18 protein-coding genes are annotated in these 19051 nt (G+C 72.1%); 4 read left to right on the top strand and 14 right to left on the bottom strand.

Annotation, left to right across the window (positions count from 1 at the left end; genetic code table 11):
* Positions 1–3: 3 nt before the first annotated feature.
* The 10 genes from nuoH to IE332_RS24195 form a co-directional block, all read right to left on the bottom strand.
* Positions 4–1335 carry an NADH-quinone oxidoreductase subunit NuoH gene (nuoH, locus tag IE332_RS24240; protein WP_189920067.1) on the bottom strand — a complete coding sequence of 444 codons (1332 nt, stop codon included), beginning with the start codon at positions 1333–1335 and terminating at the stop codon, positions 4–6.
* The gene (locus tag IE332_RS24235; protein WP_189920065.1) at positions 1332–3857 is read right to left on the bottom strand and encodes an NADH-quinone oxidoreductase subunit G; all 2526 of its coding nucleotides are present in this window, start codon (positions 3855–3857) and stop codon (positions 1332–1334) included. Before IE332_RS24235 ends, nuoH begins: the two co-directional genes overlap by 4 nt.
* Positions 3854–5215 carry an NADH-quinone oxidoreductase subunit NuoF gene (gene nuoF, locus IE332_RS24230; protein WP_189920063.1) on the bottom strand — a complete coding sequence of 454 codons (1362 nt, stop codon included), beginning with the start codon at positions 5213–5215 and terminating at the stop codon, positions 3854–3856. The genes IE332_RS24235 and nuoF overlap by 4 nt, the downstream gene beginning before the upstream one ends.
* A complete protein-coding gene (gene nuoE / locus IE332_RS24225; RefSeq protein ID WP_189920144.1) occupies positions 5215–6084 on the bottom strand; it encodes an NADH-quinone oxidoreductase subunit NuoE in 870 nt (289 codons plus the stop codon). Before nuoE ends, nuoF begins: the two co-directional genes overlap by 1 nt.
* A gap of 17 nt (positions 6085–6101) precedes the next feature.
* Positions 6102–7454: an NADH-quinone oxidoreductase subunit D gene (locus IE332_RS24220; RefSeq protein ID WP_189920061.1), complete on the bottom strand. Its 1353-nt coding sequence runs from the start codon at positions 7452–7454 to the stop codon at positions 6102–6104.
* On the bottom strand, positions 7454–8167 hold the full coding sequence (locus IE332_RS24215; RefSeq protein ID WP_189920059.1) for an NADH-quinone oxidoreductase subunit C: 714 nt from the start codon (positions 8165–8167) through the stop codon (positions 7454–7456). Before IE332_RS24215 ends, IE332_RS24220 begins: the two co-directional genes overlap by 1 nt.
* Positions 8164–8718, bottom strand: coding sequence for a NuoB/complex I 20 kDa subunit family protein (locus tag IE332_RS24210; RefSeq protein ID WP_030060101.1), 555 nt, complete (start codon positions 8716–8718; stop codon positions 8164–8166). Before IE332_RS24210 ends, IE332_RS24215 begins: the two co-directional genes overlap by 4 nt.
* A 178-nt stretch (positions 8719–8896) precedes the next feature.
* Complete coding sequence (locus IE332_RS24205) at positions 8897–9256, bottom strand: NADH-quinone oxidoreductase subunit A (protein ID WP_030060100.1); 360 nt, start codon at positions 9254–9256, stop codon at positions 8897–8899.
* A 713-nt stretch (positions 9257–9969) separates the two neighbouring features.
* Positions 9970–10668 carry a response regulator gene (locus tag IE332_RS24200; RefSeq protein ID WP_189920057.1) on the bottom strand — a complete coding sequence of 233 codons (699 nt, stop codon included), beginning with the start codon at positions 10666–10668 and terminating at the stop codon, positions 9970–9972.
* Entirely contained in the window at positions 10665–11858 is a 1194-nt protein-coding gene (locus IE332_RS24195) for a sensor histidine kinase (RefSeq protein WP_189920055.1), read from the bottom strand. The genes IE332_RS24200 and IE332_RS24195 overlap by 4 nt, the downstream gene beginning before the upstream one ends.
* Before the next feature lie 191 nt (positions 11859–12049).
* Between IE332_RS24195 and IE332_RS24190 the strand changes: the two genes are divergently transcribed.
* Entirely contained in the window at positions 12050–12661 is a 612-nt protein-coding gene (locus IE332_RS24190; RefSeq protein ID WP_229928866.1) for a hypothetical protein, read from the top strand.
* Positions 12662–12674: 13 nt separating this feature from the next.
* Here IE332_RS24190 and IE332_RS24185 read toward each other — a convergent pair whose 3' ends face one another.
* Both IE332_RS24185 and IE332_RS24180 read right to left on the bottom strand, forming a co-directional pair.
* Positions 12675–13658, bottom strand: coding sequence for a DMT family transporter (locus IE332_RS24185; protein ID WP_189920053.1), 984 nt, complete (start codon positions 13656–13658; stop codon positions 12675–12677).
* Between the two features lie 269 nt (positions 13659–13927).
* Complete coding sequence (locus IE332_RS24180; RefSeq protein ID WP_373313816.1) at positions 13928–14593, bottom strand: CatB-related O-acetyltransferase; 666 nt, start codon at positions 14591–14593, stop codon at positions 13928–13930.
* Positions 14594–14687: 94 nt separating this feature from the next.
* Between IE332_RS24180 and IE332_RS24175 the strand changes: the two genes are divergently transcribed.
* From IE332_RS24175 to IE332_RS24165, 3 genes are all read left to right on the top strand, one after another.
* A complete protein-coding gene (locus tag IE332_RS24175) occupies positions 14688–15338 on the top strand; it encodes a TetR/AcrR family transcriptional regulator (protein WP_229928865.1) in 651 nt (216 codons plus the stop codon).
* Between the two features lie 261 nt (positions 15339–15599).
* Complete coding sequence (locus tag IE332_RS24170) at positions 15600–16310, top strand: peptidylprolyl isomerase (protein WP_189920047.1); 711 nt, start codon at positions 15600–15602, stop codon at positions 16308–16310.
* Between the two features lie 88 nt (positions 16311–16398).
* Positions 16399–16839 carry a MazG-like family protein gene (locus IE332_RS24165; RefSeq protein WP_373313815.1) on the top strand — a complete coding sequence of 147 codons (441 nt, stop codon included), beginning with the start codon at positions 16399–16401 and terminating at the stop codon, positions 16837–16839.
* Here the strand turns inward: IE332_RS24165 and IE332_RS24160 are convergent.
* Entirely contained in the window at positions 16836–18146 is a 1311-nt protein-coding gene (locus IE332_RS24160) for a geranylgeranyl reductase family protein (protein WP_189920045.1), read from the bottom strand. The two genes, IE332_RS24165 and IE332_RS24160, sit on opposite strands and share 4 nt — an antisense overlap.
* A gap of 134 nt (positions 18147–18280) precedes the next feature.
* Positions 18281–18976, bottom strand: a complete 696-nt coding sequence (locus IE332_RS24155; RefSeq protein ID WP_189920043.1) for a demethylmenaquinone methyltransferase — start codon at positions 18974–18976, stop codon at positions 18281–18283.
* Positions 18977–19051 lie beyond the last annotated feature (75 nt).

The following is a 19051-nucleotide window of genomic DNA, read 5'->3' as shown; positions in this document are numbered from 1 at the left end:
GGTTCAGCTCCCTTCGGAATGGTCGGCCCCGTTGAGGGCGTCCTGGAGTTGCTTCGGGGCGCGACTGCGCCGGCGCGGCACCGGCGGGAGCTCCTGACCGGGCAGCGGCGGCACCGGATAGCCGCCCGCCATCGGGTCGAACCCTCCCTTGGGCGGCGCCTCCTCGGCCTCCGGCTGCTTCCTCAGGAAGTCCCGCAGCAGCGCCAGCAGCAGCACCACCCCGACCGGGGCGCCCACGTACAGCACCACCTCGCCGAAGCCGTAGCCCTCGTTGCGCAGCGCCCGCACGCTCGCGATCAGCACCAGCCACACCAGCGAGACCGGGATCAGCACCTTCCAGCCCAGCTTCATGAACTGGTCGTAGCGGAACCGGGGCAGCGTGCCGCGCAGCCAGATGAAGAGGAACAGCAGCAGCTGGATCTTCAGCGTGATCCACAGCATCGGCCACCAGCCGTGGTTGGCGCCCTCCCAGAAGGTCGACACCGGCCACGGGGCCCGCCAGCCGCCCAGGAAGAGCGTCGAGGCCACCGCCGAGACCGTCACCATGTTCACGTACTCGGCCAGCATGAACATCGCGAACTTCAGCGAGGAGTACTCGGTGTTGAAGCCGCCGACCAGCTCGCCCTCGGCCTCCGGGAGGTCGAACGGCGCCCGGTTGGTCTCGCCGACCATCGCGATCACGTAGACGATGAACGACACCGGCAGCAGCACCGCGAACCAGGTCGGCTGCTGGTGCGCCACGATCTCCGAGGTCGACATCGAGCCCGAGTAGATGAACACCGCCGCGAAGGACAGGCCCATCGCGATCTCGTAACTGACCATCTGCGCGGCCGAACGCAGCCCGCCCAGCAGCGGGTACGTCGAACCGGACGACCAGCCGGCCAGCACGATGCCGTAGATGCCGATCGAGGCCGTCGCCAGGATGTACAGCAGCGCCACCGGGAAGTCGGTCAGCTGCATCGCCGTCCGGGTGCCGAAGATCGACACCTCGTTGCCGGCCGGACCGAACGGGATCACCGCGAAGGCCATGAACGCCGGGATCGCGCAGACGATCGGGGCCAGGACGTAGACCACCTTGTCCGCGCCCTTGACCACCAGGTCTTCCTTCAGCGCCAGCTTCACGCCGTCCGCCAGCGACTGCAGCAGGCCCCACGGCCCGTGCCGGTTCGGCCCGATGCGCAACTGCATCCAGGCCACCACCTTGCGCTCCCAGACGATCGCGATCAGCACCGTCAGGACCAGGAACGCGAAGCAGAACACCGCCTTCAGCAGGACCAGCCACCACGGGTCCTGGCCGAAGAAGTGGAGCGTCTCGTACGGCTGCGGAGTCGTCATCGGTCCTCCCCTTCCCCTTCGCCCGCGCCCGCCCCGGCCGGGGCCTGCGCCGCCGGCTCGGGCTCGGCCTCGGCCGCGGCGATCGTGACCAGGTGGCCGACGGTGGTGCCGAGCGCGCGGTGGGCGCCGCCCGGCGTCGAGTTGAGCGGGATCCAGACCGTGCGGTCCGGGAGCGAGCCGGTGACCTCCAGCGGCAGCGTCAGCGAGCCGGCCGGGCCGGTCAGCCGCAGCGCGGCGGCCGACTCGGCGCCGATCTCCTTCGCCGTCTCGGCCGAGATCCGGGCCACCACCCGGTGCCGGGTGCCCGCCAGGTGCGGATCACCCTGCTGCAACGTGCCCTCGTCCAGCAGCGGACGCCAGCCCGCCAGCACCGCCTGGCCGGTGGCCGGACGGGGCAGCAGGCCCGGGTGGGCCGCCGGACCGGCCGCGCGGTCGCCCTCCCAGGGGGCGAAGGCGTCCAGCTCCAGCCGCGCCGCCCGGACGTCGGGCAGGCCCAGCCGGTGGCCCAGCGCGTCCGCCAGCATCGCCAGCACCCGCAGATCCGACTGCAGATGACGGCCCATCTGCTGGTCCGGCTTGAGCGCGGCCTCGAACATCCGCACCCGGCCCTCCCAGTCCAGGAAGGTGCCGGCCTTCTCCGCCACCGCCGCCACCGGCAGCACCACGTCCGCGCGCGCCGTCACCGCCGAGGGCCGCAGCTCCAGCGACACCACGAAGGGGACGGCGGCCAGCGCCTCGTCGGCCAGCGCCGGGTCCGCCAGGTCGTCCGGGTCCACGCCGCCGATCAGCAGCGCGTCCAACTCGCCCTGCGCGGCCGCCGCCAGGATCTGGTCGGTGGAACGGCCCGGCTTGGACGGCAGCTCCGCCACCCCCCACACCGCGGCCGCCTCGGCCCGCGCCGCCGCGGCGGCCACCGGACGGCCACCGGGCAGCAGCCCCGGCAGCGCGCCCGCCTCCACGGCCCCGCGCTCGCCCGCCCTACGCGGCACCCACGCCAGCCGGGCACCGGTCGCGTGCGCCAGCCGCAGCACCGCCGTCAGCGCGCCCGGCACGGCGGCCAGCCGCTCGCCCGCCAGGATCACCGCGCCCGGCGCGCGCAGCAGTTCGGCCGCCCGGCCCGCCTCGTCGTTCAGCGGCTCGTCCGCCGCCAGTGCCGCGAACCACTCCGGCTCGGTGCCCGGCGCCGCCGGCAGCAGCCCGCCGCGCAGCTTCGCCAGGCCCCGGGAGCCGAACGCGGCCACCGAGAACACCTTCTGACCGCGGCCGCGGACCGCCTTGCGCAGCCGCAGGAAGACGATCGGCGACTCCTCCTCCGGCTCGAAACCGGCCAGCAGCACCGCCGGCGCCTGCTCCAGCCGCTCGTACGTCAGGCCCGAGCCGTCCACGTCCACCCCGCGCCCGGCGACCGCCGCGGCCAGGAAGTCCGCCTCCTCGCCGCTGTGCGGGCGGGCCCGGAAGTCCACGTCGTTGGTGCCCAGCACCACCCGGGCGAACTTGGCGTACGCGTACGCGTCCTCGACCGTCACCCGGCCGCCGGCCAGCACGCCCGTCCGGGCGCCGCGCAGACCCGCGGCGGCCCTCGCCAGCGCCTCCGGCCAGGAGGCCGGCACCAGCTCGCCGTCCACCCGCACCAGCGGGGTGGTCAGCCGGTCCCGCTGCTGGGCGTAGCGGAACGCGAAGCGGCCCTTGTCGCAGTTCCACTCCTCGTTCACCGCCGGGTCCTCGCCCGCCAGCCGGCGCAGCACCTTGCCGCGGCGGTGGTCGGTGCGCTGCGCGCAGCCCGCCGAGCAGTGCTCGCACACGCTCGGCGAGGAGACCAGGTCGAAGGGGCGCGAGCGGAACCGGTAGGCCGCCGAGGTCAGCGCGCCCACCGGGCAGATCTGGATGGTGTTCCCGGAGAAGTAAGACTCGAAGTCGTCCCCCTCGCCGGTGCCGACCTGCTGCAGCGCCCCGCGCTCCACCAGGTCGATGAACGGGTCCCCGGCGATCTGCTGCGAGAAGCGGGTGCAGCGCGCGCACAGCACGCAGCGCTCGCGGTCCAGCAGCACCTGGCTGCTGATCGGCACCGGCTTCTCGTAGGTGCGCTTCATGCCCTCGAAGCGGGAGTCCGCGGCTCCGCTGGACATCGCCTGGTTCTGCAGCGGGCACTCGCCGCCCTTGTCGCAGACCGGGCAGTCCAGCGGGTGGTTGATCAGCAGCAGCTCCATCACGCCGCGCTGCGCCTTCTCGGCCACCGGCGAGCTGAGCTGGGTGCGCACCACCATGCCCTCGGCCACCGGGATGGTGCAGGAGGCGACCGGCTTGCGCTGGCCCTCGACCTCGACGATGCACTGCCGGCAGGCGCCGGCCGGGTCGAGCAGCGGATGGTCGCAGAAGCGCGGGATCTGGGTGCCGATGGTCTCGGCCGCCCGGATCACCAACGTCCCCTTGGGGACCTGCACTTCGACGCCGTCGATGGTGAGCGTGACCAGTTCGACCGCGGGCTTCTCTCCCGTGGAGGCGGTTGGCTCTGTGATCGTCACGCGTGCACCTCCCTTTCGGTGGCGGACTGGTGGCCGGGGCGGGGGCCGTCGGCCCAGACGGTGGAGGCGGCCGGGTCGAACGGGCAGCGGCGCTCGGCCAGGTGCTGCTCGTACTCGGCCCGGAAGTGCTGGAGCGAGGAGACGATCGGACTGGCCGCGCCGTCGCCCAGCGCGCAGAAGGACTTGCCGTTGATGTTGTCGGCGATGTCGAGGAGCTTCTCCAGGTCCCCCTCGACTCCCTCCCCGGCCTCGATCCGCTTGAGCAGCTGGACCAGCCAGTAGGTGCCCTCGCGGCAGGGCGTGCACTTGCCGCAGGACTCGTGGGCGTAGAACTCCGTCCAGCGGGTGACCGCCCGCACCACGCAGGTGGTCTCGTCGAAGACCTGCAGCGCCTTGGTGCCCAGCATCGAGCCGGCCGCGCCCACGCCCTCGTAGTCCAGCGGGACGTCGAGGTGCTCGTCGGTGAACATCGGGGTGGAGGAACCGCCCGGGGTCCAGAACTTCAGCCGGTGCCCGGAGCGGACGCCGCCGCTGAGGTCGAGCAGCTGGCGCAGGGTGATGCCCAGCGGGGCCTCGTACTGGCCGGGGTTGGTGACGTGCCCGGAGAGCGAGTAGAGCGTGAAGCCGGGGGACTTCTCGGTGCCCAGGCCCTTGAACCACTCCTTGCCCCGGGCCAGGATCGGCGGCACCGAGGCGATCGACTCGACGTTGTTGACCACCGTCGGGCAGGCGTACAGGCCGGCGATCGCCGGGAACGGCGGCCGCAGCCGGGGCTGGCCGCGACGGCCCTCCAACGAGTCCAGCAGCGCGGTCTCCTCGCCGCAGATGTACGCGCCGGCACCGGCGTGCACGGTGATGTCCAGGTCGATCCCGGAGCCGAGGATGTTCCGGCCGAGCAGGCCCGCCCCGTACGCCTCCGCGACCGCGGCGTGCAGCCGGCGCAGCACCGGGACGACCTCGCCGCGCAGGTAGACGAAGGCGTGGTCGCAGCGGATCGCGTAGGAGGCGATGATCATTCCCTCGATGAGGGAGTGCGGGTTCGCGAACAGCAGCGGGATGTCCTTGCAGGTGCCCGGCTCGGACTCGTCCGCGTTGACCACCAGGTAGTGCGGCTTGCCGTCGTTCTGCGGGATGAACTGCCACTTCATGCCGGTGGGGAAGCCGGCGCCGCCGCGGCCGCGCAGGCCGGCGTCCTTGACCAGGGCGATCACGTCGTCCGGGGGCATGGCGAGGGCCGCCTTGAGGCCCTCGTAGCCGTGGTGGCGGCGGTAGGTGTCGAGCGTCCAGGGGCGGCTGTCGTCCCAGGAGTCGGACAGGACGGGGGTGAGCAGCTTCTCGGCCGGCTCTGCGGAGGTCATCACGCCTCGCTCCCTTCCTGGCCGGTGCCCTCGGTGCGGGGCGCGTCGGTGCGCGGTGCGTCGCTGCGGGGGGCCTCGTCGCGGGGGGCCTCGTCGCGGGGGGCGTCGGTGCGGGGCGCGTCGGTTCGGGGCGCGTCGGTTCGGGGCGCGTCGGTTCGGGGTGGCTCGTTGCGGGGTGAGACGACGCGGGTGCCGGGGGTGCCGGGCAGGGCCTCGCCGCGGGCCAGCCGCAGACCGGCCAGCGAGGGCGCGCCGCCGGCGCCGGACTCGTCGTTGGCGCCCGGGCGCTCGTCCGGGAAGCCGGCCAGGATCCGCGCGGTCTCCTTGAAGCCGCACAACCGGGCACCCCGGGTGGGCCGGACCTCACGGCCGGCCCGCAGGTCGTCGACCAGCTGCCGGGCGCTCTCCGGGGTCTGGTTGTCGAAGAACTCCCAGTTGACCATCACCACGGGCGCGTAGTCGCAGGCCGCGTTGCACTCGATGTGCTCGATCGAGACCTCGCCGTCCTCGGTGGTCTCGTTGTTGCGGACGCCCAGGTGCTCCTGGAGCTCGGCGAAGATCTGGTCCCCGCCGAGCACCGCGCACAGGGTGTTGGTGCAGACCCCGACGTGGTACTTCCCGGCCGGGCGCCGCCGGTACATGGTGTAGAAGGTCGCGACGGCGGTGACCTCGGCGGTGGTGAGGTCCAGGCGCTCGGCGCAGAACCGGATCCCGGTCGGGCTGACGAAGCCCTCCTCCGCCTGCACCAGGTGCAGCAGCGGCAGCAGCGCCGAACGCGGCTCCGGGTAGCGGGCGATCAGCTCGGCGGCGTCGGCGGCCAGCCGGGCGCGCACCTCCTCGGGGTACGGTGCGGCCGGCAGCGCCGGCAGTCCGAGTTCGACGTTGGTCACCGGTCCACGCCTCCCATCACCGGGTCGATCCCGGCCACCGCGACGATCACGTCGGCCACCTGGCCGCCTTCGCACATCGCCGCCATCGTCTGCAGATTGGTGAACGACGGGTCCCGGAAGTGCACCCGGTACGGGCGCGTCCCGCCGTCGCTGACCACGTGCACGCCCAGCTCGCCCTTGGGCGACTCGACCGCCGCGTACGCCTGGCCGACCGGGACCCGGAAGCCCTCGGTGACCAGCTTGAAGTGGTGGATCAGGGCCTCCATCGAGGTGCCCATGATCTTCCGGATGTGGTCGAGCGAGTTGCCCATCCCGTCCGGGCCGACGGCCAGTTGGGCCGGCCAGGCGATCTTCTTGTCGGCCACCATGACCGGGCCCGGACGCAGCCGGTCCAGGCACTGCTCGACGATCCGCAGCGACTGCTTCATCTCCTCCAGGCGGATCAGGAAGCGGCCGTAGGAGTCGGCGCTGTCCGCGATCGCGACCTCGAAGTCGTAGTCCTCGTAACCGCAGTACGGGTCGGTCTTGCGCAGGTCGTGCGGCAGGCCGGTGGCGCGCAGGATCGGGCCGGTGGCGCCGAGGGCCAGGCAGCCGGGCAGGTCCAGGAAGCCGACGTCGACCAGGCGGGCCTTGAACACCGGGTTGCCGGTGGCGAGTTTGTCGTACTCGTGCATCCGGGAGCGGATCGTCCTGACCGCCTCGCGGATCTGGTCGACGGCGCCGGGCGGCAGGTCCTGGGCGAGACCGCCGGGGCGCACGTACGCGTGGTTCATGCGCAGGCCGGTGACCAGCTCGAAGACGTCCAGGATCAGTTCGCGGTCCCGGAAGCCGTAGATCATCAGGGTGGTGGAGCCGATCTCCATGCCGCCGGTGGCCAGGCAGACCAGGTGCGAGGAGATCCGGTTGAGCTCCATCATCATCACCCGGATGACGTTGGCCCGGTCCGGGATGTCGTCGGTGATGCCGAGCAGCTTCTCGACCGCCAGGCAGTAGGCGGTCTCGTTGAACAGCGGGGTCAGGTAGTCCATGCGGGTCACGAAGGTGGTGCCCTGGACCCAGTTGCGGAACTCCATGTTCTTCTCGATGCCGGTGTGCAGGTAGCCGATGCCGCAGCGGGCCTCCTTCACCGTCTCGCCGTCGATCTCCAGGATCAGCCGCAGCACGCCGTGGGTGGACGGGTGCTGGGGGCCCATGTTGACGATGATGCGCTCGTCGTCGGCCCGGCCGACCGCCTCGACCACCTCGCCCCAGTCGCCGCCGGTGACGGTGAAGACCCGGCCCTCGGTGGTCTCCCGGGCGTCTGCTTCCGCGGCTTCCCCGCGGCTGCCTTCGTAGTGCCGAGTGTTCATCAGCTGTACGACCTCCGCTGGTCGGGAGCCGGGATCTGGGCGCCCTTGTACTCGACGGGGATGCCGCCGAGCGGGTAGTCCTTGCGCTGCGGGTGGCCCAGCCAGTCGTCCGGCATCATGATCCGGGTGAGCGCCGGGTGGCCCTCGAAGACCAGGCCGAAGAAGTCGTAGACCTCGCGCTCGTGCCAGTCGTTGGTCGGGTAGACGCTCACCACGGAGGGGACGCGCGGGTCGGCGTCGGGCGCGGTGACCTCCACCCGGATCAGCCGGCCGTGGGTGATCGAGCGCAGGTGGTAGACCGCGTGCAGCTCGCGGCCCTTGTCACCCGGGTAGTGCACGCCGCTGACGCCCAGGCACAGTTCGAAGCGCAGCGCCGGGTCGTCGCGCAGGACCCGGACGGTCCTCAGCAGGTGGGCGCGGTCGATGTGGAAGGTGAGCTCGCCGCGGTCGACCACGGTCTTCTCGATCACCTCGACCGGGTCCAGGCCCTGCTCCTCCAGGGCTCCCTCCAACTCGTCGGCGACCTCGTCGAACCAACCGCCGTACGGGCGTTCGCTCGGACCGGGCAGCACCACCGGCGTCGCCAGACCGCCGAAACCGGAGGTGTCGCCGCTGCCCTGGGCGCCGAACATGCCCTGGCGGCGGCCGACCACCTCGACCGGGATCTCGCGGACCGGGTGCTCGCGGCGGGTCTCGGGTACCTGCTCGTTCATCGCAGCTGCCCCCGCATCTCGCTGATCGGGGTGGCCTGCAGGGCGAGCGCCTCGCCGAGCTCCTCGGCCCGGCGCCGGTTCACCCCGAGCGGCTCGTGCTGGATCTTGTCGTGCAGCTTCAGGATGGCGTCCATCAGCATCTCCGGACGGGGCGGACAACCGGGCAGGTAGATGTCCACCGGAACGATGTGGTCGACGCCCTGCACGATCGCGTAGTTGTTGAACATCCCGCCGGAGGAGGCGCAGACGCCCATCGAGATCACCCACTTGGGGTTGGGCATCTGGTCGTACACCTGGCGCAGCACCGGTGCCATCTTCTGGCTCACCCGGCCCGCCACGATCATCAGATCGGCCTGCCGGGGAGAACCCCGGAAGACCTCCATCCCGAACCGGGCCAGGTCGTAGCGGCCGGCACCGGTGGTCATCATCTCGATCGCGCAGCAGGCCAGACCGAAGGTGGCCGGGAAGAGTGACGCCTTGCGCACCCAGCCGGCGGCCGTCTCCACGGTCGTGAGCAGAAAGCCGCTCGGCAGCTTCTCCTCGATTCCCATCAGATCCCTCTCAATGCCCTCAAGTCCTCTGGTACGTCCGGCCCGTTCGGGCTTGTCCGCTCGTTCACAAGGGCGGCGGCCACCCCGCGCTCAGTCCCGTTCCGACAGTCCCGTTCCGAGGGCCGGCCCCACCGCTCCGGGGGTCGGCACCACCGTTCCGGGGTCGGTCCCGCCGGGCTCAGTCCCACTCCAGGCCGCCGCGGCGCCAGACGTAGGCGTACGCGACGAAGACCGTGGCGATGAAGAGCAGCATCTCGACCAACCCGAAGATCCCCAGGGCGTCGAAGGTCACCGCCCAGGGGTAGAGGAAGACGATCTCGATGTCGAAGACGATGAAGAGCATCGCCGTCAGGTAGTACTTGATCGGGAACCGACCGCCGCCCACGGGCTGCGGGGTCGGCTCGATGCCGCACTCGTACGCCTCCAACTTGGCCCGGTTGTAGCGCTTGGGGCCGGTGAGTGAGGCCATCACGACGGAGCCGACCGCGAACGCCGCCGCGATGGCACCGAGTACGAGGATCGGCGCGTAGGCATTCATAGCCCCCGCTCCCTCCGTCCAGTCGTCCTTGACTGCAGATCGGAACCGGCAGGTCACACTCAGGTGAACCCGCCCTCCGGTTCCCGGGATCCACCTCATGTGAGGCAGTTCACAAAGCCTGGAACGAGCGCATCTTATGCCCGTCCGCTTGTGATCTGCGACACGCAGTTCACCGCGATCTTTGTGATCTACGCCACCATGTGAATGATGGCGAATGTGAACATGCCCAGATTTGTCGACGCAAAGGAGTCAAATGATCACAACCAGTCGCATTTACTTGTGAAGCAGCTGGTCAGGGGCGTATTCCTATATCAACTATGCGTCGCCTCGGGCAAATTTAGAGGCGTCATGTTGACGTGTTATAGCGGCTCACTCGGAGGGGTGGCGGGACTCCGAACGCTCGCTTGACCCTTCGTTCACAAGCGCGCGGACTCGGCGTCGGACGGGGTTCGCCTGCGCCGCGGCGGCCGCCCTCCGCCTCCGGCTGCCAGCGGCTGGACGCGCGCCAGGGGGCGGGGGCGGCGAGCGCGGAGGCGGCGAGCGCGGAGGCGGCGAGCGCGGAGGCGGCGAGCGCGGAGGCGGGGGCGGGCGCGGGCGCGGGGCCGCGCTTGTGCGGCCTCCGCCCCGGGAGCTGTTCCCCTCGCCCTGGAGGTGGGGGCCTGTGGGTTGGGGCCTGTGGGTGGTCCTGTCGGTGGGACCTGTAGGTGGGCCTGTCAGCGGGTGCCGGCCGCCTGCTCCCACACCCAAGCCGCGATGCCCACCCGGTTACGGGCACCGAGCTTGCGCTGGATGCTGGCGAGGTGGTTCTTCACCGTCCCCGGTGAGATGAACAGCCCCGCGCCGATCTCGGCATTGGTCGCCCCGTCCGCCACCTGCTCGGCGATCTCCCTTTCCCGTGCGGTCAGTTCCTCCACCGGCCCGGCCGCCGGCGGCGGCCCGGAGGGCCCCGAGGCCGTTCCCGGGCCGGGCCCCGGCTCCCCTCCCGGAAGTGCCATGTGCCGCAGGAGCCGTACGGTGATCTGCGGGCTGATCAACGCGTCCCCGGCCATCGCCGCCCGGACCGCCTCGATCAGGAGCACCGGCCCCGAGCGCTTCAGCAGGAAGCCCGCCGCACCGTTCCGAAGCGCCGTGTGCACGTACTCGTCCAGGTCGAAGGTGGTCACCACGATCACCTTGTGCTGGCCCGCAAGTTGCCGGGTGACCTCCAGGCCGTCGAGCTTCGGCATCCGGATGTCCGCGAGCACCACGTCCGGTCTCAGCCTCCTCGCCTCCGCCACCGCCGCAGCGCCGTCCGCCGCCTCGGCCACCACCGTCATGTCCGGCTGGGCGTCCAGAATCATCCGGAACGCGCTGCGAACGTCCGCCTGGTCGTCCGCGATCAGGATCCGAACCGGCCCCGCGCCACTGCTCATCCCCGCACCTCCCCCGTGCCGACCCGCGTCGGCCCCTGTGATCGTTCCGATCCGGATCGCCCTGGCCCGGACCGCTCTGGCCCTGACCGCTCTGGCCCTGACCGCTCTGGCCCTGATCCTTCCGATCCGCTGACGGTCGCGTCCAGCGGCAGCACCGCCCGTACCCGCCACCCCTCCCCCGCGTACGGACCGGCCTCCAGCGAACCACCGAGGGCCTCCACCCGGGCTGCCAGCCCAGGGAGCCCACTCCCGCCGCCCCGGCGCGGACGTCCCTCCGGGGCCGGCGCCCCGCCGTCGTCCGTCACGGTCAGCTCCAGTCGTCCGTCGCTGCGGCGGGCCCGGATCTCGACAGTCCGCGCGGCCGGAGCGTGGCGCCGGACGTTGGTCAGGGACTCGACCGCGATCCGGTGGACGGTGCCCTCCACCTCGCGCGGCACCGGCCCCTCCGGCAGTTCCAGCCGGACCTCGGCGCCGCCCGATGCGGTGAACTGGTCCGCCACCTGGGCGAGTTCGGCGAGGCCTGGCTGCGGACTGCGGCCGCCCGCCTCCTCGCTGCGCAGCAGCTGCACGGTCCGGTCCAGCGAGGCCAGGGCCCGCTGCCCGGCCTGCTCTATCCGCTCGAACACCTCGGCCGCCCGTGCCGGGTCGATCGCCGCCATGTACGCCCCCGCCTGGGCCTGGGCGACCATGCCGCTGACGTCGTGTGCCACGAAGTCGTGCAGGTCGTGGGCCAGTTCGAGCCGCTGGGCCCGTCTGGCCTCGGCCACCGCGCGGGCCCGGCCGTCGTCGAGCCCCCGCAGGTAGAGCCCGATCAGCACCGTCGGCAGGGACAGCATCGATCCGAAGCCGAAGAGCGTGAGCGTGTCGGTCGGCCCCTCGATGTACAGGAAGCGGGACGGCCAGAGCGTGACCGCGCCGCACGCCGTCCACGCGGCCGCCGCGCACCGCGGGCCGTCCTGGGCGCGCAAGGTCAGCAGCACCGCCAGCAGCAGGGCCGCCACTTCGGCCAGCCCGACCGCCCCGGCCCAGCGATCGCCCTCCACCCAACGGCCGGTGAGCCAGAGGGTGACCGAGACCGCCACCGAGACCGCACCGAGCGCAGTCGTCACGAAGGCCGCTCCGTAGCGCCCGCGGACCGCCCAGGCCGGCAGCAGCAGGGCCGGGACAACCAGCGACAGGGTCTGATTCATCGTCACCACCTCTCTTCGACTGCCGTCACAGTACGACGTGGGTCCGGCGGTGCGCCTGTGCCGATCGGCATATTTCACAGGCGGGTTGAGCAGGGAGAACAGCCCGATCGGCACTGCCGCGAACCCCCGGCTGACCTCCAGTCTTGAGCCATCGCACCGGCCGAGGGGGCCGGGCCGGAGGGGAGTCCACCATGTCGAAGTTCGTGATCAACGCCCAGGGCACCACGCACCGAACCACCGAACGCCGGGCCTGCGCACACGGGACCACGAACCACCGGCCCACCGCGGCCGTTCCTCCCGCCCCGCGCTGGGCCCGGCTGGCCGCCAAGGCCGCCGCCCTGAGCACCGTCCCCTCGGGGGTGTGGCGGATCGCCTTCGGCTTCGGCGCCCCGCTCGGCTTCACCGGGGCCACGGCCGCCGCGTTCGCCGAGCACCAGCCGGGCTGGGGCACGGTCTACTGCGTGGCGCTGAGCGCCCTGGCCGAGGCCCTGTCCTTCCTGACCCTCGGCCTGGTCCGGCCCTGGGGGCAGGTGATGCCCCGCTGGATCCCTTGGCTCGGCGGCCGGCGGGTCCCGCCGCTCGCCGCGATCGTCCCGGCGCTGCTGGGCTCGGCGGTGCTCACCGTCCTCGGTATGGAGGGGCTGTTCGGCCGCTGGGCCGACAACCTGGCCACGCCCGACGCACCGCACGGTTTCGCCGCCCTGGTGATGACCGCCGCCTACCTGCCCCTGGTGGCCTGGGGCCCGCTGCTCGGCGCGGTCACCGTCGACTACGCCCGCCGCACCCTGCGGTGGCGCCGGTGACCACGCCGACGGATCACGCCGAGGCCGGCTCCTTCGTCGGCTCCCCGGCTCGCGCATCCACCCCGGCAGCCGTTCCGTTCCCGCCCCCGGCCGGGCGCGGCGAGGGGGCGGTACGGCGCCCCCACTCGGTCGCGGCCAGCACCAGGGCGCCTCCGAACAGGGCGAGCAGCCCCGGCCGGTTCCCGGCCACGGTGATGCCGAAGACGGTGGCCCACAGCGGCTCGGTTCCGAGCAGCAGGCTCACCCGGGAGGGCGAGGTGGCCCGCACCGCCCACATCTGGACGAAGAAGGCGAACAGCGTGCAGAACAGCGACAGATGCAGCAGCCAGACCCACTGGCCGACCCCGTACGAGCGGGCGACGGTCCACGGCGCCGGCCCCACGGACAGCGCGACGACGGCGAAGACGGCCGTTGCGACGGCGAGTTGGACCCAGGTCACGGCGAGCATGTCGGTGTCGCGCAGGGCCCGGCTCCTGGCCATGGCCAGGACGTACGCGGATCGGACGAGGGCGGCACCCAGCACCAGCAGGTCACCGAGCGAGGGAGCGCGCAGTCCGCCGTCGCCGGTGAGCAGGGCGACGCCGAGCACGGCCAGCCCGGCGGCCGCCAGGAAGGCCCGCGGTGGCGTGGTCCGCCCGAGGGCGCTCTCGCCGAGTGGGGTGAGCACCATCGCGAGGCTGATGATCAGCCCCGCGTTGGTCGCGGAGGTGTGCACGGCGCCGTAGGTCTCCAGCAGGAAGATCCCGCTCAGTACCACTCCCAGCGCGGCACCGCCGAGCCACTCCGCCCGGCTCAACCTCCGCAGGGCCCGCCAGGCGACCGCTCCGAGCAGCGGCAGCACCAGCCCGAACCGGAGCACCAGCATCGCCACGACCGTCCCCGGCTCGGCCACCCGCTGGACGGCGAGGAAACTCGACCCCCACACCACCGCCACGAGCAGCACCGGAAGATCACGAAGGACCGACGAGGACGAGCCCTTGGACAAGGAGGCAGGCATGACGAGGATCCCTCCGAGCGAACGGAACCGGCGGGCGCGAGTACCGTACGGCGTCGGACGGACCCAGCAGCCGGGCGGGAGACCCGGCGGTGGACAGGGCGAAGCGTGGAGCAAAGGGGCGCCAGTCTCGCGCACCGGACCACCGGTGATCAATGCCCGTCCGGACACCGGACGGTCGGCATGATCCGCTCGGTCGGCGCGGTCGAGTCGATCGGCGCGGCAGGCCCCGGTCCGGGCGCGGCAGCCCCCGGCCCGGGCGGCACCGGCGGTCAGCCGGCGAGCAGACCGTTCGCCGCGGCGATCGCCTCGATGTCGGCCGGCGTTCCGGACATGACCACACGAACGTGTTCGGTGACGAGCTCGACCGGCCAGTCCCACCAGGCCGCGCGGAGCAGGCGCTCGATGTCGGCGTCGTCGAAGCGGCGGCGGATCGGGCGGGCGGGGTTGCCACCGACGACGGTGTACGGCTCGACATCGGTGGTGACCATCGCACCGGCAGCGATGATCGCGCCGTCACCGATCCGGACCCCGGGCAGGACGGTGGCTCCAAAGCCGAACCAGACGTCGCTGCCGATCACCGTGTCCCCCCGGCTGGGCAGGCCGGTGACGATGTCGAGAGTCCGCTCGGTCCAGCTGCCGCCGAACATGGTGAACGGGAAGGTGGAGACGCCGACGGCCGGGTGGGCGGCACCGGCCATCAGGAAGCGGGTGCCGGTGGCGATCGCGCAGTACTTGCCGATCACCAGCCGCTCGGGGCCGTACGCGTAGAGGACGTTGCGCTCCTCGAAGCGGGTAGCACCGTCGGGGTCATCGAAATAGGTGTACTCGCCGACCTCGATCCGCGGGTCGGTGACGAGGGGCCGCAGCAGGACGACGCGGTCGTGACCGGCGAGCGGGTGGAGCACGGTGGGGTCGGGGATGGCGGTGGCGGTCACTCGGACTCCTCTCGTAATGCGACTCATGTCGCATTACGATGAGCATGGCACGCCACCACACCCACAGCAAGCCTTAATGCGACTGGAGTCGACTTTGACCGGAACCGCCAACCCCGCACCGCCGCCCCACACCCCGACCCCGCGTCCGGGCGGCCGCAGCGCCCGGGTCCGGGCGGACGTGGTCGCCGCCACGCTCGCCGAGGTCACCGAAAAGGGGTACGACGGCCTCACCGTGGAGGCGGTCGCCGCCCGCTCCGGCGTCCACAAGGCGACCCTCTACCGACGGTGGGGCGGCGTCGACGGCCTGGTCGCCGACGCGCTGACCGCCTCCGCCGACCAGCCCTGGCCCCTGCCCGACACCGGCGACCTCCAGCAGGACCTCCGCCGGATCACCCAGGAGGTGTTCGACGTCTTCACCGACCCCGAGCTGGGCCCCACACCGACCGCACTGATCTCCGCCGCCCAGCGCTCCGACGCCGGCGCGGCCGCCCTGCACGACTTCTTCGCGACCCGCCACCGCCAAGTCGCCGAGGTGGCCGAACGGGCGGTCACCCGGGGCGAGTTGCCGGTCGGAACGGACGGTGCCGAGGTGGTCCGGGCCGCCACCGCGCCGCTCTACTACCGCCTGTTCGTCTCCGGCGAGCCGCTGGACGCCCGCACCGCCGAGCGGGCCGCCGATGCCGCCGCCCTGGCCGCCCGCGCCGGGCTCTTCACCTCGGTCCCGGAAGCCCCCGACCACCCCTGACCCCTCCAGGCCACCCAGACCCCCCGGGGCCACCCGGGCCCGGCAACTCCCGCCGCACCGGCAAAACCGGCAGCACAGGCAACATCCGTAACACCGGCAACATCCGTAACAGGGGAGCCGTCGAGCCGGGCAGAACCGGCAGCCCCGACGGAAACCCGCGCCCCGGCGCTCACCTGACCGACCATCACACTCCCGAACCCTCGGGAGTCGCGGCCGCCCCGACCCCTACCGCATCCCCACCCGGCCGTGGATGATTCCTCCATGACAATCCAGCCGTCCACCACCCCCCGGAAGGCCCGTCACGTGAAGCGCACGCACTGGGCGCTGGTCGCCGCCGCCACCGTCCTCCCGCTCGTGGCCAGCACCGGCACCGCCGTCGCGGACACCTCCGCCGCCGCAGCCACCGCCGGCGCCGGCTGCACCTACACACCGGCCGTCCCGGCCGACAATTTCAAGGGCATCCCGGTCTTCAACGCCAAGAAGGCGGCCCAGCCCTACCGCGCGACTCTGCGTACGAGCCAGGGCCAGATCACCTTCGAGGCGCTGACCGACAAGGCGCCCTGCACCACGTTCTCGTTCCGCTTCCTCGCCGAGCACGACTACTTCGACCGCAGCCACTGCCACCGCCTCACCACCCAGCGGATCTACGTCCTCCAGTGCGGCGACCCGACCGGGACGGGCAGCGGCGGGCCCGGCTACTCCTTCCCGGACGAGAACCTGACCGGCGCCACCTACCCGGCCGGCACCGTGGCCATGGCCAACGCCGGTCCGAACACCAACGGCAGCCAGTTCTTCTTCGTCTGGAAGGACACCAAGCTCTCCCCCGCCTACACCCCGTTCGGCCGGATCACGGCGGGCCTGGACGTCCTGCAGAAGATCGCCGCCGGTGGCGAGGACGACCAGAACAACCCCGGCGACGGATTCCCCAACCTCCCGGTGAACATCCGCAACGTGAGGATCAGCACCCGCTGACCGAGCGGGCCGGGTCGCCCCGGGCGTCCCCGAGCGCCCGCTCCCGTACGGTGGCAGCACCGCCGACACCGCAGGGGAGCAGCGCCGTATGGACAGCCGGATCTGGGAGAGCGTCGATCACATGGTCGCCTGGCTCGACGGGGAGCGCACGCAGTCGCCCCAGGAGGAGCGCCTGCTGCGGATCCTGAAGCTCTCCGAGGAGGTCGGCGAGGTCGGTGCCGCGGTGATCGGTGCCACCGGTCAGAACCCGCGCAAGGGGGTGACCCACAGCTGGGAGGACGTCCAGCACGAGCTCTGCGACGTCGTCTTCACCGCCCTCGTCGCCCTGCGGACGCTCACCCCGGACGCGGCCCGGGTCTTCGCCGACCGTCTGGCCTACGTCGAACAGCGCTCCGCCGCCTCCCGGCGCCCGATCGACGGGCTCCCGGAGGCGGCGGAGAAGAACAGCGGCGCAAACAGCGGCGCAAACAGCACCGCGAACAGCGGCGCGAACGGCAACGCCAACGACGGCGGGGACGCCGCGCGCTAGGCGTTCGGCGCGACCCGGGCGAGCCCGTTGATCACGCGGTCCATCGCGTCGCCGCCCTGCGGGTCGGTCAGGTTGGCGAGCAGCTTGAGGGTGAAGCGCATCAGCAGCGGTCGGGGCAGGCCGTGCTGGGCGGCGAGCTGCATCACCTTCGCGTTGCCGATGAGCTTCACGAAGGCGCGGCCCAGCGTGTAGTAGCCGCCGTACACGTCCTTGAGGATGCGCGGGTAGGCGTGGAGGGCGCGCTCGCGGCCGCCGTCGGTGACCCTGGCGAGGGCCTGCACGATGACCCCGGCGGCGATCTGGCCGGATTCCATCGCGTAGGCGATGCCCTCGCCGTTGAACGGGTTGACCATGCCACCGGCGTCGCCGACGAGCAGCAGGCCGCGGGTGTAGTGCGGCTGCCGGTTGAAGGCCATCGGCAGGGCCGCGCCGCGGATCGGCTCGGTCATGTTCTCGGGGGTGTAGCCCCACTCCTCCGGCATGCCGGCGCACCAGGCCTTGAGGACCTCGCGCCAGTCGAGTTCGCCGAACGCGGGCGAGGAGTTGAGGATGCCGAGGCCGACGTTGGAGGTGCCGTCGCCCATGCCGAAGACCCAGCCGTAACCGGGCAGCAGCTTGCGCTGGCCGCCGCGGGTGTCCCACAGCTCCAGCCAGGACTCCAGGTAGTCGTCGTCGTGGCGGGGCGAGTTGAAGTAGGTGCGGTAGGCGACGCCCATCGGACGGTCCTCACGCCGGTGCAGGCCCATGGCGAGCGAGAGCCGGGTCGAGTTGCCGTCGGCGGCGACCACCAGCGGGGCGCGGAAGGTGACCGGCCGCTTCTCCTCGCCGAGCTTGGCGGTGACGCCGACGATCCGTCCGGTGCGGTCGTCCACGACAGGCCCGCTGACGTTGCAGCGCTCGTAGAGCCGGGCGCCGGCCTTCTCGGCCTGACGGGCCAGCAGCTCGTCGAAGTCGGCGCGCTTGCGGACCAGGCCGTAGTCGGGGAAGGAGGACAGCTCGGGCCAGTCCAGCTCCAGCCGGACGCCGCCGCCGATGATGCGCAGGCCCTTGTTGTGCAGCCAGCCGTTCTCGGTGGAGACGTCGATGCCCATGTCGACCAGCTGCTTGGTGGCACGCGGGGTCAGGCCGTCGCCGCAGACCTTCTCGCGCGGGAAGGCGGTCTTCTCCAGCAGCAGGACGTCCAGCCCGGCCTGGGCCAGGTAGTACGCCGTGGTGGAGCCGGCCGGGCCCGCACCGACCACGATGACGTCGGCCGTGCTCTCCACCGGGCTGTCCGGCTTCGTCAGATCGGCTGCGGTCTCGGACACGTGGACACACTCCTGGAGCTGCGGCGGGGGACGGCGGCTTTTGTCTCCGGCAGTCTAGTTCCGCTCACGCCACCGGAAGCGCCCGTCCCCCACCACGTCGACCGTCGCCCCGCCCCGCGACGAGAACGCGACGATCACGCGATCTTGTACGCCCGGTGCAGCGCGACGATCCCGCCGGTCAGGTTCCGCCAGGCGACCTTCGACCAGCCGTTGTCCTGCAGCTTGGCGGCCAGCCCCGGCTGGTCGGGCCAGGCGCGGATGGACTCGGCGAGGTAGACGTACGCGTCCGGGTTGCTGCTGACGGCCGTGGCGACCGGCGGCAGCGCGCGCATCAGGTACTCGGTGTAGACCGTCCGGAACGGCGTCCAGGTCGGCGTGGAGAACTCGCAGATCACCAGCTTGCCGCCGGGCTTGGTGACCCGCAGCATCTCGCGCAGCCCGGCGTCGGTGTCCTGGACGTTGCGCAGGGCGAAGGAGATGGTCACCGAGTCGAAGGTGTCGTCCGCGAACGGCAGCCGGGTGGCGTCGCCGGCGGTGAGCGCCAGCTCGGGGTGGCGGGCCTTGCCCTCGGTGAGCATGCCGACCGAGAAGTCGCACGGGACGACCTTGGCCCCGGCCTCGGCGAAGGGCAGCGAGGAGGTCCCGGTGCCGGCTCCGAGGTCGAGCACGAGGTCCCCCGGTCCGGCGGCCACCGCCTCTGCCACCGCCCGGCGCCAGGCGCGGGCCTGGCCGAGGGAGAGCACGTCGTTGGTCCGGTCGTACTTGGCCGCGACGTCGTCGAACATGGCGGCGACTTCGTGCGGCTGCTTGTCCAGAGAGGCTCGGGTCACGCCCCCCATTGTTCACCCTCGCACGGACACCCCGGCCAACGGGGCTCACCGGACCGCCGGCACACCCCACCGGAA

This window comes from Kitasatospora xanthocidica (assembly GCF_014656195.1).
GTDB classification, from domain to species: Bacteria; Actinomycetota; Actinomycetes; order Streptomycetales; family Streptomycetaceae; genus Kitasatospora; species Kitasatospora xanthocidica.
This window is presented reverse-complemented; position numbering and strand designations above follow the sequence as displayed.

Coding starts and splice junctions, on each gene's coding strand:
- nuoH (WP_189920067.1), bottom strand. CDS start 1,335: ATGACGACTCCGCAGCCGTACGAGACGCTCCACTTCTTCGGCCAGGAC.
- nuoF (WP_189920063.1), bottom strand. CDS start 5,215: ATGACCTCCGCAGAGCCGGCCGAGAAGCTGCTCACCCCCGTCCTGTCC.
- IE332_RS24220 (WP_189920061.1), bottom strand. CDS start 7,454: ATGAACACTCGGCACTACGAAGGCAGCCGCGGGGAAGCCGCGGAAGCA.
- IE332_RS24215 (WP_189920059.1), bottom strand. CDS start 8,167: ATGAACGAGCAGGTACCCGAGACCCGCCGCGAGCACCCGGTCCGCGAG.
- IE332_RS24210 (WP_030060101.1), bottom strand. CDS start 8,718: ATGGGAATCGAGGAGAAGCTGCCGAGCGGCTTTCTGCTCACGACCGTG.
- IE332_RS24205 (WP_030060100.1), bottom strand. CDS start 9,256: ATGAATGCCTACGCGCCGATCCTCGTACTCGGTGCCATCGCGGCGGCG.
- IE332_RS24200 (WP_189920057.1), bottom strand. CDS start 10,668: ATGAGCAGTGGCGCGGGGCCGGTTCGGATCCTGATCGCGGACGACCAG.
- IE332_RS24195 (WP_189920055.1), bottom strand. CDS start 11,858: ATGAATCAGACCCTGTCGCTGGTTGTCCCGGCCCTGCTGCTGCCGGCC.
- IE332_RS24190 (WP_229928866.1), top strand. CDS start 12,050: ATGTCGAAGTTCGTGATCAACGCCCAGGGCACCACGCACCGAACCACC.
- IE332_RS24185 (WP_189920053.1), bottom strand. CDS start 13,658: ATGCCTGCCTCCTTGTCCAAGGGCTCGTCCTCGTCGGTCCTTCGTGAT.
- IE332_RS24170 (WP_189920047.1), top strand. CDS start 15,600: ATGACAATCCAGCCGTCCACCACCCCCCGGAAGGCCCGTCACGTGAAG.
- IE332_RS24165 (WP_373313815.1), top strand. CDS start 16,399: ATGGACAGCCGGATCTGGGAGAGCGTCGATCACATGGTCGCCTGGCTC.